Genomic DNA, 13245 nt, shown 5'->3' on the forward strand with positions numbered 1-13245 from the left:
GGGCGGAAAGTTGGAGTTTAGAGGAACAGCCCCGGGCCCGGTGCACTTCCTTCGGGGAATCTGACGCCCACTTTGGCGATCTTGTTCCCTTCCATCATCGCAACCGTCCAGATGGTGTTGTTCCACTCCACCTGGTCACCGACCACCGGCGCGCCGCCGACCTTGTGGGCAATGAAGCTGCTCAGTGAGGTGTTCGGGTCGATGCCGTCCAGCTTCAGGCCGTACAAGGCGGCCACAGCGCCCAGCTGGGCGTCGCCCTCGAGCACGAAGTCGCCGAAGAAACGCAGGTCCAGGCCACGGCTCGGGGGCTGGCTGAACAATTTGCCCAGGGCAGGCAAGTCGTGTTCGTGGCCGATGACGCAGAGCAGGTCACCCACTTCAAGCGTGGTACTACCCGACGGATGGAGCAGTTTTTTATCGCGAAACAGGGCGGCGATACGGGTGCCGTCGGGCATTTTCAGTTCACGCAGGGCCGCACCGATGCACCAGTTTTGTGCGTCGAGGCGATAAACAAAGAGTTCCCACTCGCTGGTGACATGCACTTCAAGGGCTGAACGGGACACAGGGGCCAGATCAGGCGGTACGGTCACCTTGAGCAGCTTGGCGACCCACGGCAGGCTGGTGCCTTGCACCAGAAGAGATACCAGAACGATAAAGAATGCCAGGTTGAAATACAGCTGCGCATTGGGCAGCCCGGCCATCAACGGGAACACCGCCAGAATGATCGGCACCGCACCGCGCAGGCCTACCCATGAGATAAAGGCTTTTTCGCGTCCATGGAAGGCTTTGAAAGGTAGCAGCCCCACTACCACTGACAGCGGGCGGGCAAACAGAATCATCCACAGGGCCAGTGCCAGTGCTGGAATGGCGATGGGCAACAGGTCGTGTGGCGTGACCAGCAAGCCCAGCACCAGGAACATGCCAATCTGGGCCAGCCAGGCCATGCCGTCGAGCATATGCAAAATGCCATGACGGCTGCGGATCGGACTGTTGCCAATCACCAGGCCGCACAGGTAGACCGCGAGAAAGCCGCTGCCGTGCAGGGCGTTGGTCAGGGAAAAGACCACCAGCCCGCCTGCGATCACCAGAATCGGGTACAGGCCGTTGGCCAGGTTGATACGGTTGACCATTTGCAGCATTAGCCAGCCGCCTGCCAGACCGACCGTGCCGCCGATGGCAAATTCACGCACCAGGTTGAGCAACAGGCTCCAGTGCAGGCCTGTTTCACCGCTGGCGAGCATGTCGATCAGGGTGACGGTGAGGAATACCGCCATCGGGTCGTTGCTGCCGGACTCGATTTCGAGGCTGGCTGAAACCCGCTCGTTCAGACCTTTGCCACCCAGCAGCGAGAACACTGCGGCGGCATCGGTGGAGCCGACAATGGCGCCAACCAGCAGACCCTGGATCAAGTTGAGATTAAACAGCCAGGCGGCCATCAGCCCGGTCAGCCCCGTGGTGATCATCACCCCAACCGTGGCCAGCGATAACGCGGGCCATAACGCCACGCGAAAACTGGAAACCCGGGTGCGCAAGCCGCCGTCGAGCAAAATCACCGCCAGAGCGAGGTTGCCCACCAGATAGGCCGTGGGGTAGTTGTCAAAAATGATGCCGCCGCCATCGACACCTGCGGTCATGCCCACCGCAAGGATGATGACCAGTATCGGGATGCCCAGGCGCGAGGACAGAGAACTTACCAGGATGCTTGCGCCTACCAGCAACGCGCCGATCAAGAACAGGCTGTTGATGGTCGTCGCATTCAAAGGCAGTACTCCAGAAAGCTAAAAAAGACAGGGCGCAGACCTGGCATGCAGCCTGCGTGCCATCGATTCTAACCTGCGCCATTGGCGGGCTGTCAAAAAAGGTTTTGAATGGATTACACCCTGGAGGTGTTTGGGCCTGTCGAGTAGGACTGAAGGCCTTTCTTACAAAAAAATGGGATTTTCACTGCATTTTTATATTAGGTAAATTGTGTGTACTGCGGCCTCCCACTTGCGCACGGACATGACATGAACCCTGCTACTGAGGCTGGCAACAGGCTATCGAAGACAACACCGTGGTGTGACGACAAACGAATCAACCTTTATGTCGTGTCTGTCAGCAAGTTTCTGCTGCTGTATGGGCTTACGGCAGGCGGGTACATGGTCTATTGGTCATATCGCAACTGGGCGTCCTACAAAGCGGAAACCGGGGCGCCGATCGCGCCGTTGCTGCGCGCTGCGCTCTGGCCATTTTTTATCCTGCCGCTGTTTGAAGTGGTTCAGAACGGCCTCGACAGGACAGGGCGCTGCTATTTTTGGCAACCCGAGACCAGAGGCCTGCTCATTATGCTGCTGGTCATGTTCTCGGTGCTGGTGTCCACGCTGTTTACCCGGCCCGCGGATGCGGTCTATGTGTTGTTCACCAATGCAGTACTGATCACCGGTTGTTGTGCAATGCTGGTGGCGGCCCAGCGCGCAATCAATATGCTGGCGGGTGACCCGCAGGGCAGCGTCAACAAGGCCCTGAGCTGCGCTAATTTTGCCTGGATGGTGGCCGGCACGCTGTTGATGGCCATCGTTGGCTATATGGAATTCATGAGCCAACGTTGAGTTCATGGCGTAAAAAAACCGGGCAACCCTTTCGGGTGCCCGGTTTTTTATTGCCCGATCACATCCTCAACCGATGGTCATCAGGCTTGCGTTGCCACCCGCAGCAGCGGTGTTGACGCTCAGTGCGCGCTCGATCACCAGGCGTTCCAGGGCGATATTGGTTTCGCCCTGGGACAGGCCCTGTACGCCAACGATGGCGCCTGCGCGTTGTGCCACTTGCTGGCACACGTCACGCAACTGGTCACAGTCGCCGTGGTGCAGGACGGCGTCGAAGATCACTTCGTCCTTGGTCCAGTCCGCGACCAGTGTGATGCGTGGCTGCACCTCTGCAGGCAGGCGGGCCAGCAGGGCCTTGGCCAGTTCACTTTGCGGCAGTACCGCCGAGCTGCCCACGGCCAGAACGGCAGCCAGTTGGGTCAGCAGGTCGCTTTCAACTTCAGCCAGGCACAGCACATGTTCACGCGGCAGAATGGCGTAGCTGTTGCGTTCGCCGGTCGGGCCGTTGAGCAGGCGCGTGATGCCACTTTGCGAGTGTGCAGCGTACTCGGTGCACAGCTCGGCCAGTGCTGGTTGCTGGTTGCTGGTTGCCCAGGCTTGCAGGGCGCTGAGCGGTTTGCTCATGGCCTCGCGGGCCTGGGTGTCCGGTGCGGTCACGGCATCGACCTTGGCGAACGATTGCTCGATTGCATTGCCCGGGCGGGTCGACAGCAGGCGGTACAGGTACAGCGGGCCACCGGCTTTCGGGCCGGTACCCGACAGGCCTTCACCGCCGAACGGTTGCACGCCGACCACTGCACCAACGATGTTGCGGTTGACGTAGACGTTACCGGCGTTGACGTTGTTGACCACCTTGGCAATGGTTTCGTCGATACGGGTATGCACGCCCAGTGTCAGGCCATAACCCGAAGCGTTGATCTGTGCGATCAACTGGTCGATGTCTTTGCGCTTGTAGCGCACCACGTGCAGCACCGGCCCGAAGATCTCGCGTTCCAGCTCGTCAAAGCTTTCCAGTTCAATCAGGGTCGGCATGACAAAGGTGCCGCGTTTACATTCTTCGCTATCGGCGATGGCCATCTGGTACACAGAGCGGCCCTTGTCGCGCATGCCCTGGATATGCTGCTCGATCCCGGCCTTGGCTTCGGCGTCGATCACCGGGCCGATGTCCACGTTCAAGCGCTCGGGGTTGCCCATGCGCGATTCGGCCATGGCACCTTTGAGCATTTCGATGACGCGATCTGCCGAGTCCTCTTGCAGGCACAGTACCCGCAGTGCCGAGCAACGTTGACCGGCGCTGTCGAAGGCCGAAGACACCACGTCGATAACCACTTGCTCGGTCAGGGCCGAAGAGTCGACGATCATGGCGTTCTGGCCGCCAGTTTCGGCGATCAGCGGGATAGGGCGGCCCTGGGCATCCAGGCGACCGGCAATATTGCGTTGCAGCAGGCGGGCCACTTCGGTGGAGCCGGTGAACATCACGCCTTTGACGCGATCATCACCCACCAGGCGTGCGCCGACGGTTTCGCCGCGGCCAGGCAGCAATTGCAGCACGCCTTGCGGGATGCCGGCTTCGAGCAGGATGCGTACGGCTTGTGCGGCAACCAGCGGGGTTTGCTCGGCAGGCTTGGCCAGTACCGGGTTACCGGCAGCCAATGCTGCAGCCACCTGGCCGCTGAAGATGGCCAGCGGGAAGTTCCACGGGCTGATGCAGACCACCGGGCCCAGCGGGCGGTGGGCATCGTTGGTGAAGTCGTTACGGGCCTGCACCGCGTAGTAGCGCAGGAAGTCCACTGCTTCGCGCACTTCGGCGATAGCGTTGGCGAAGGTCTTGCCAGCTTCACGGGCCAGCAGGCCCATCAGTGGTTGGATCTCGCCTTCCATCAGGTCGGCGGCGCGCTCCAGGATCGCAGCGCGCTCGGCGGGCGGGGTGGCCTGCCAGATCGGTGCGGCGCTCAGGGCACACTGGATAGCGTTATCGGCGTCTTCAACGGTGGCTTCTTGTACATGACCCACCACATCACGCAGGTCGGCCGGGTTGAGCACCGCCGCCGGCGCTTCGTTGCTGGAGTCACAACCGAGCATCGGCGCGGCTTTCCAGTCGTTATGGGCCGTGGCCAGCAAGGCGCAGGACAACGACGCCAAGCGGTGTTCGTTGGACATGTCGATGCCGCTGGAGTTGGCGCGTTCGCTGCCATACAGATCACGCGGCAACGGGATGCGCGGGTGCGGCAAGCCGAAGCCGCCTTCGGTCGTGGCCATTTGTTCAATCTGGCTGACTGGATCGGCCACCAACTCGTGGATTGCGATAGTGTGGTCGGCGATACGGTTAACGAACGAGGTGTTCGCGCCGTTTTCCAGCAGGCGTCGCACCAGGTAAGCCAGCAGTGTTTCGTGGGTACCCACTGGGGCGTACACACGGCACGGACGGTTCAGCTTGCCTTCGGCAACCTTGCCTACAACCTGTTCGTAGAGGGGTTCACCCATGCCGTGCAGGCACTGGAACTCGTACTGACCCGGGTAGTAGTTTTGACCGGCAATGTGATAAATCGCCGACAGCGTTTGGGCGTTGTGGGTGGCGAATTGCGGGTAGATGGCTTCTGGTACGGCCAGCAGCTTTTTCGCACAAGCGAGGTAGGACACGTCGGTGTACACCTTGCGGGTGTAGACCGGATAGCCTTCCAGGCCTTCGACTTGGGCGCGTTTGATTTCGCTGTCCCAGTACGCGCCCTTCACCAGGCGGATCATCAGGCGATGACGACTGCGGCGAGCCAGGTCGATCACGTAGTCGATCACATACGGGCAGCGCTTCTGGTAAGCCTGAATCACGAAGCCGATGCCGTTCCAGCCAGCCAGCTGCGGCTCGAAGCACAGGCGCTCGAGCAGGTCGAGAGAGATTTCCAGGCGGTCTGCTTCTTCGGCGTCGATATTGAGACCGATGTCATACTTCTTGGCCAGCAAGGTCAGCGACAACAGGCGCGGGTACAGCTCGTCCATCACGCGTTCGTACTGGGCGCGGCTGTAGCGCGGGTGCAGGGCCGACAGCTTGATGGAAATGCCCGGGCCTTCATAGATGCCGCGACCGTGGGAGGCTTTGCCAATCGAGTGGATGGCTTGCTCGTAGGACGCGAGGTACTTTTGTGCGTCATGTTCGGTGAGTGCGGCTTCGCCGAGCATGTCGTAGGAATAACGGAAGCCCTTGGCTTCAAAGCGCGTGGCGTTGGCCAGGGCTTCGGCGATGGTTTCGCCGGTGACAAACTGCTCGCCCATCAGGCGCATGGCCATGTCGACGCCCTTGCGGATCATCGGCTCGCCGCTCTTGCCGATAATGCGGCTCAGGGAGGAGGTCAGGCCTGCTTCGTTGTGCGTCGACACCAGCTTGCCGGTCAGCAACAGACCCCAGGTTGCAGCGTTGACGAACAGCGACGGGCTGTTGCCCAGGTGCGGGTGCCAGTTGCCAGTGCTGATCTTGTCGCGAATAAGGGCGTCGCGGGTGCCTTTGTCCGGGATACGCAGCAGCGCCTCAGCCAGGCACATCAGGGCCACGCCCTCCTGGGACGACAGGGAAAACTCCTGCAGCAAGCCCTGCACGATACCGGCACGGCCGCCGGCGCTCTTCTGGTTGCGCAATTTTTCGGCAATCGAGGCTGCCAGGGTTTGCGTGGCTTCGGCCATAGGGGCTGGCAGTCGCGCCTGCTCCAGCAACATGGGCACCACTTCGGGTTCCGGGCGACGGTACGCCGAAGTAATGGCAGCGCGCAGTACGGACTGCGGCAGGATGCTTTCTGCGAACTCCAGGAAGCATTGATGCGCGTGGTCGGCTTGTACTTCGTCGGCGTCATCGCTGGCAGAACCAGGGATACCGCTCAACTCGGTCAGGGTTGCACCACCCTCGAGTTTTTCCAGGTAATTGAAGATTGCCTGCTTGATCAGCCAGTGTGGCGTGCGATCAATCGAGGTCGCGGCGGCCTTGAGGCGCTCGCGGGTCGGGTCATCAAGTTTGACCCCAAGGGTGGTGGTAGCCATTTTTTTATCCTCATGGGTGCCACATTTGCGTGGCAGCAGCTGGCGGCAAGATTAGCGCTGCGCCGAAACGGGTGCAACTAGGTGCAACCCGTTTTTTTGTGGATTGGTCGACGCTTCGTCAGGAATATTCAGGCGGGGTGAAATCAGTGCCCTGGTGTGGTGCTTTCTGTTTGGTTTGGTAGGGTCTTTGCTCCGAAAAGGCGCAAAAACTCCGAATTGAGACGAAAAGGCGACAAGGTGCAACTTGGCTCGCAGAAACTGGTTGCACCCGATTTGCTTTGTTGCATAGCATTCGCGCCCAAGGTGCAACCTCCTACAGAAGATTGGTTCATCGGCTGATGGATTTCCTGGGGAAACATCAGTCATAAATGCGCGGCAGGGTTAATCGTCTCAAACAGGACGTTTGTGAGCGTACGGCCAGACCGCCGCTAAACATAAAAACAATGCCAGGGCTTTATCAATGAGTGTTAGTAACCCAACCCTGATCACGTTCGTGATCTATATTGCGGCAATGGTGCTGATTGGCCTGATGGCTTATCGCTCCACCAACAACCTTTCTGACTATATTCTCGGTGGCCGTAGCCTGGGCAGCGTTGTCACTGCATTGTCCGCCGGTGCCTCCGACATGAGCGGCTGGTTGTTGATGGGTTTGCCGGGTGCGATCTACATGTCCGGCTTGTCGGAAAGCTGGATCGCCATCGGTCTGGTGACCGGCGCTTACCTGAACTGGCTGTTTGTTGCCGGTCGCCTGCGGGTACAGACCGAGCACAACGGTGATGCGCTGACCTTGCCGGATTACTTCTCCAGCCGTTTTGAAGACAAAAGCGGTTTGCTGCGGATCATCTCGGCCATCGTGATTCTGGTGTTCTTCACCATCTACTGCGCTTCCGGCATTGTGGCCGGCGCCCGCCTGTTCGAAAGCACCTTCGGCATGTCTTACGAATCCGCCTTGTGGGCCGGTGCTGCGGCGACCATCGCCTATACCTTTATCGGTGGGTTCCTGGCAGTGAGCTGGACCGACACGGTTCAAGCCACCCTGATGATCTTCGCGCTGATCCTGACGCCCATCATCGTGCTGCTGGCCACGGGTGGCGTAGACACCACGTTCCTGGCCATCGAGGCCAACGACCCAAGCAACTTCGACATGCTCAAGGGCACGTCCTTCATCGGCATCATTTCGCTGATGGGCTGGGGTCTGGGTTACTTCGGTCAACCGCACATTCTGGCGCGTTTCATGGCCGCTGATTCGGTCAAGTCGATCGCCAAGGCGCGTCGCATCTCCATGACCTGGATGATCCTGTGCCTGGCCGGTACCGTCGCTGTAGGCTTCTTCGGTATCGCTTACTTCTCGGCACACCCTGAAGTGGCCGGGCCGGTGACCGAAAACCCAGAGCGCGTATTCATTGAACTGGCCAAGCTGCTGTTCAACCCGTGGATTGCCGGTGTGCTGCTGTCGGCCATTCTGGCTGCGGTCATGAGTACCCTGAGCTGCCAGTTGCTGGTGTGCTCCAGTGCCCTGACCGAAGACTTCTACAAGTCCTTCCTGCGTAAAAATGCCTCCCAGCTGGAACTGGTATGGGTTGGCCGGATCATGGTGCTGGTGGTTGCACTGATCGCCATTGCACTGGCCTCCAACCCGGAGAACCGTGTGCTGGGTCTGGTGAGCTACGCGTGGGCAGGTTTCGGTGCTGCGTTCGGTCCAGTAGTACTGATCTCTGTACTGTGGAAAGGCATGACCCGTAATGGTGCATTGGCCGGTATTCTGGTCGGTGCCATTACCGTGATCGTGTGGAAGCATTTCGCCTTGTTTGGCCTGTACGAAATCATCCCGGGCTTTATCCTGGGCAGCCTGGCCATTGTGCTGGCAAGCCTTGCGGGCAAAGGCCCAAGCAAAGGCATGATCGAGCGTTTCGACGCTGCTGAAAAAGACTTCCAGCAAAACAGCTGATCAGAGAAGCGCTTGCGCTGACCTTGAAGTGTTCAAAAACGGCCCGTCTCCAGGTGAGACGGGCCGTTTTTTTTGCCTGGGCGTTGCTCACCGTATCTCGGAAAAAACGCCCGCGACCTGACGTCAGGTTGCGTACAAGGTAAACTTCGCCTCCTGCGCAGGAGCAACCATGAACTATCGTCACGCCTTCCACGCCGGCAACCACGCCGACGTCTTCAAACATATCGTCTTGACCCGCCTCATCGCCCTGATGTCGCGCAAAGAGCAGCCTTTTGCCTATCTCGATACCCACGCCGGTATTGGTCTGTACGACCTCAAGGGCGATCAGGCCAACCGCACGGGCGAGTACCTTGAAGGCATTGCACGGTTGTGGGGGCAGAAAGACCTGCCTGCAGTGACTGATGACTACATGCAAGTACTGCGCAAGATGAACCCGGATGGCGAGTTGCGCTATTACCCGGGCTCGCCGGAGTGGGCGCGACGCCTGACCCGTTCCCAGGACCGTGTGCTGTTGAACGAGAAACACCCCGAAGACGGCGTATTGCTCAAAGACAACATGAAGGGTGATCGCCGCGTAGCGGTGCATTTGGGCGAAGGCTGGCATGTGCCGCGTGCTTTGCTGCCGGTGGCTGAGAAGCGTGGCTTGATGCTGATCGACCCGCCGTTCGAGAAACTCGACGAAATGAAGCGCTGCGCCGAATCGTTGAAAGACGCGATCAGTCGCATGCGCCAGACCGTTGTAGCGATCTGGTATCCGATCAAGGACAAGCGCCAGTTGCGTCGTTTCTATCAGGACTTGGCAGGTTCAGGTGCACCGAAGTTGCTGCAGGTGGAGTTGTTCGTGCATCCGCTGGATACGCCCAACAGCCTCAATGGTTCGGGCCTGGCGATCGCCAACCCGCCTTGGGGTCTCGAAGAAGAGCTGCGCGAACTGTTGCCGTGGCTGGCCAAAAAACTGGGTCAAACCCAGGGTGGCTGGCAGATGGAATGGTTGATTGCGGAAAATAGCTGAAAACCAATGTGAGAGCGGGCTTGCTCGCGATCGAGGCGATGCGGTGTAACAGAAACACCGAGTCGCTTGCATCGCGAGCAAGCCCGCTCCCACCGTTTTTTGTGCTACATCAAATCGGGCAGGTCACACCGGTGCCGCCGATACCGCAATAACCCTGCGGGTTTTTCGCCAGGTACTGCTGGTGGTATGCCTCGGCGAAGTACACCGTTGGCGCCTGGTCGATTTCAGTGGTGATGGTGCCCAGCCCGGCCTTGTCCAGTTCCGCCTGGAACACCTTCTTGCTTTCCAGTGCCTGCTCAAGCTGTTCAGGGGTGGTGCAGTAGATCACCGAGCGATACTGGGTGCCGATGTCGTTGCCCTGGCGCATGCCCTGGGTGGGGTTGTGCAGTTCCCAGAACATGGCCAGCAATTGCTTGTAGCTGACCACTTCCGGTTCGTAGACCACCAGCACCACTTCGGTGTGGCCGGTCAGGCCCGAGCAGACTTCTTCGTAGGTCGGGTTCGGCGTGTAGCCGCCCGCATAGCCCACTACGGTGCTGACTACGCCTTCGCGCTCCCAGAACTTGCGTTCTGCGCCCCAGAAGCAACCCAGGCCAAAAATCGCGAAGTCCACGTTCATCGGGAACGGGCCCAGTAGCGGCTGGCCGGTGACGTAGTGGGTTTCCGGCAGTTGTACGTGAGTGTCACGGCCGGGCAGGGCTTGTTCTTTAGTGGGTAGCACGTTTTTATTCACCAGGATTTCCGAGCGCAAGACCATGTTTCATGTCCTCTCAGTCAGAGTGTAGGAAGTCAGGCTGCTAGTGTGCCCGAGTGTTACGGCGCTGTCAGGCCAGTGGGCCACGCGGGTAGCGTTTGAGTTTTTCTATCAGTTCGCTGCCGGGGATAGGTCGGTCGAACAGATAACCCTGGCCTACATCACAGCGATGGCGGCGCAGGAATGCCAACTGTGCAGCGGTTTCAATGCCCTCGGCAACCACTTTGAGCTTGAGGTTGTGGGCCATGGCAATCACGGCGGAGGTGATTTCCATGTCGTTCTGGTTGTCGGGGATGTCTTTGATAAAGCTGCGGTCGATCTTGATGATGTCGATCGGAAATTTTTTCAAGTAGCTGAGTGATGAGTAGCCGGTGCCGAAATCGTCCATGGCCAGGGTCAGGCCCAGTTTTTTCAGTTGGTCGAGTTGCAGGCGGGTGTCGTCGGTGGCTTCCAGCAGCAAGCCTTCGGTCAGCTCCAGCTCCAGCAGCGCAGCCGGTAACTGTTCTTCCTTGAGGATACTGGCAATCGAGGCAACCAGGTCGGGGTCGGAAAACTGCTTGGGCGACACGTTGATCGCTACTTGCAGACTGCCCAGCCCGGCCAGGCTCAGTTGCCGGCTCATCCGGCACGCCTGGCGGGCGACCCATTTGCCGATAGGGATGATCAGCCCGGTTTCTTCGGCCACGCTGATGAACTGATCGGGGCGGATCATGCCGTTTTTAGGGTGGTTCCAGCGCAGCAGGGCTTCCATGCCCAGCAGTCGTCCGGTACGCAGGCACAGCTTGGGCTGGTAGAACACCTCAAGTTCGCTCTGGGTCAGGGCGCGGCGCAGGTTGTTTTCGACAAACAGTTTGTAGCTGGCTTCGGCATTCAGGGCTTCGGTAAACACCTGCACCTGGTGCTTGCCGCAGGCCTTGGCCTTGTGCAGCGCCAGGCCTGCGTTGCGCATCAGGGTTTGCGGATCCCGGCCATGCAAGGGCGCACAGGCTACCCCGACCGAGCCGGTGACGCTGATCAGCTGGTTATCGACGAACATCGGCTTGTCGAGGGTCATCAGCAACTGGCTGGCAATTTGCTGTCCGGTCGTCAGGTCAGTATCGTCCAGCAATACCGCGAATTCGTTACTGGCAAAGCGCGCCAGCCCATCGCTGGCGCTCAGGCTGTTGCGCAGGCGCCGGGCCAGGCTGATCAGCAGCTTGTCGCCGGTCTGGTGGCCAAGGCTGTCATTGATGCGCTTGAAGTTGTCGATGTCCACCAGCAACAGGCACACCGGCGTGTTGCTGTTGCGGGCGAAGCGTTCATCGAGGTTGCGGATAAAGGCCGGGCGGTTGCCCAGGTTGGTCAGGTTGTCGGTGTAGGCCAGGCGTTCGATGCGCTGCTGCGCCAGCTTGGCCTCGGTGATGTCTTCATAAATACCGATGTAGTGGGTCAGCTCACGGTTGTCGCCATACACCTTGGAAATCGACATCTGCCCCCAGTAGGGTTCCAGGTTTTTGCGTCGGCTCTTGAATTCACCCTGCCAGCTGTTGCCTTTGCTCAGGCTGGAGTGAGCATCGAAGAGCAGTTCGCTGAGGTTTTCCAGAGCGGGCAGCTCGGACAGTTTATGGCCCTGGACTTCCTCGGTGCTGTATTGGGTGATGGCGGTAAAGCTGGGGTTTACGTACTCCACCACGCCATCGCAGTTGACCAGCAAAAAGGCGTTGGCACTTTGTTCGACAGCGCGCTGGAACAGGTGCAGGGCGTTGGTGGCGGCGCGGCGGTTGTGGTTGTTGATGACTTGGGCAAACTGGTCGGCCAGCTCGCCGGCGAAGGCGATTTCGTCCGCTTGCCAGGCGCGGGTTCTGCCGACCTGCTCCAGGCACAGGACGCCCACCACCTGACCGTCGATGCGGATACCTGCGTCGAGCATGGCATTGGCTTCGTGCCGGCCCAGGCTGGCCACCAGTTCGCGGGTGCGCGGGTCGCGGCTGGCGTTCGGCGCGTCGATCGAACGGCTGGTGTGCAAGGCTTCCAGGTAGTCGGGGAAGTGGTTGGCATCGAAGATGTCTTGCGCGACATGGGCCTGGGTCTCGCGTTCGAACGCCGAAACAGGCAGCAACCGGTTGCCTTCAAGATTCCACAGGCTGGCACCATCGATTTGATAGATATCGCAGGCGCTGCGGGTGATCAGCTCGGCGGCTTCTTGCAGCGAATTGTGCTGGCTGTAGCGATGACGGGCGAGGCGCAGGATCAAGTCCTGCTGGGCACGCACGCGCTCCAGATGCTGAAGTTGATCCGCCTGGGTACGCTGGTTGAGCGCCAGGGCGATCTGCAGGCGGCTGTTTTGTGTTTCAAGTTCGGCCACCGGGGCGGGCGAAGGGCTGGCAGCGCTGTCTTCAATGGCCAGCAGATAGCCGCGCAAAAAATGTCGATTGTGCTGTTTGTAGGCCTCGCCCAGCTCCATCAGGTTCAGTGGGCCCAGGGCGGTGTGCAGGGTGTAATGCACAACGTAGTGGTGGCTGGTTCTGAGCTGATGCTCGATTGCATCGTGCAGGTGATAGCGGGCGCGGGGTTCCATCAGACTGGCGTAGGGCGAGCCAACCAGCGCGCACAAGTCTGCCGCGGGCATGCCGAATTGGCGCTCGCAGTGCGGGTCGAGATAGAGCATGGCCCAGCTGGCTTCATTAAGCCGTTCGAAACGCAGCATGCCGAGCCTGGAAGGTACGGGGAGCTGGGTCACGACCTCGGCTGCCAGGCGCGGGGCAGCATCAGGCTGGCTTTTCATTGGGGCACTCGCTTCACAAATGCGGATTGCGCACGGGCTGTCACCCTGTCTCTGTGGTAGACGGCAAGGTTGCATCATGCTCGGCGTGCTGACAAGTGAACATAAAGGCTAAGTGCTATAAGGGCTTATCGGCCGGTCGGGGATTTCCTGCAGGCCGAT

Annotated in this window: 7 protein-coding genes; 3 read left to right on the plus strand and 4 right to left on the minus strand. The window is 59.8% G+C overall.

Annotated elements, in window-relative coordinates; all coding sequences use genetic code 11:
- Nucleotides 1-17 precede the first annotated feature (17 nt).
- Nucleotides 18-1760, minus strand: coding sequence for a potassium/proton antiporter (locus tag GHN92_RS07730; protein WP_095000894.1), 1743 nt, complete (start codon nucleotides 1758-1760; stop codon nucleotides 18-20).
- Between the two features lie 246 nt (nucleotides 1761-2006).
- Here GHN92_RS07730 and GHN92_RS07735 point away from each other — a divergent pair, with 246 nt between their 5' ends.
- Complete coding sequence (locus tag GHN92_RS07735) at nucleotides 2007-2588, plus strand: hypothetical protein (RefSeq protein WP_095000895.1); 582 nt, start codon at nucleotides 2007-2009, stop codon at nucleotides 2586-2588.
- 66 nt (nucleotides 2589-2654) lie between these two features.
- Here the strand turns inward: GHN92_RS07735 and putA are convergent, their stop codons facing one another.
- Nucleotides 2655-6608: a trifunctional transcriptional regulator/proline dehydrogenase/L-glutamate gamma-semialdehyde dehydrogenase gene (gene putA, locus GHN92_RS07740; protein ID WP_095017706.1), complete on the minus strand. Its 3954-nt coding sequence runs from the start codon at nucleotides 6606-6608 to the stop codon at nucleotides 2655-2657.
- 460 nt (nucleotides 6609-7068) lie between these two features.
- Here putA and putP point away from each other — a divergent pair, with 460 nt between their 5' ends.
- Together putP and GHN92_RS07750 are read left to right on the plus strand one after the other, a co-directional pair.
- On the plus strand, nucleotides 7069-8556 hold the full coding sequence (putP, locus tag GHN92_RS07745) for a sodium/proline symporter PutP (protein ID WP_095000897.1): 1488 nt from the start codon (nucleotides 7069-7071) through the stop codon (nucleotides 8554-8556).
- Between the two features lie 169 nt (nucleotides 8557-8725).
- Nucleotides 8726-9568: a 23S rRNA (adenine(2030)-N(6))-methyltransferase RlmJ gene (locus GHN92_RS07750; protein WP_095017705.1), complete on the plus strand. Its 843-nt coding sequence runs from the start codon at nucleotides 8726-8728 to the stop codon at nucleotides 9566-9568.
- Between the two features lie 109 nt (nucleotides 9569-9677).
- Here the strand turns inward: GHN92_RS07750 and msrA are convergent, their stop codons facing one another.
- Together msrA and GHN92_RS07760 are read right to left on the minus strand one after the other, a co-directional pair.
- Complete coding sequence (gene msrA / locus GHN92_RS07755) at nucleotides 9678-10325, minus strand: peptide-methionine (S)-S-oxide reductase MsrA (protein ID WP_095000899.1); 648 nt, start codon at nucleotides 10323-10325, stop codon at nucleotides 9678-9680.
- 67 nt (nucleotides 10326-10392) lie between these two features.
- Nucleotides 10393-13086 (minus strand): EAL domain-containing protein, encoded by a 2694-nt coding sequence (locus GHN92_RS07760; protein WP_153379825.1) that lies wholly within the window; start codon nucleotides 13084-13086, stop codon nucleotides 10393-10395.
- Nucleotides 13087-13245 lie beyond the last annotated feature (159 nt).

The sequence above is a fragment of the Pseudomonas sp. FSL R10-2964 genome (genome assembly GCF_009600035.1).
In the GTDB taxonomy this organism is placed as follows: Bacteria; Pseudomonadota; Gammaproteobacteria; order Pseudomonadales; family Pseudomonadaceae; genus Aquipseudomonas; species Aquipseudomonas bubulae.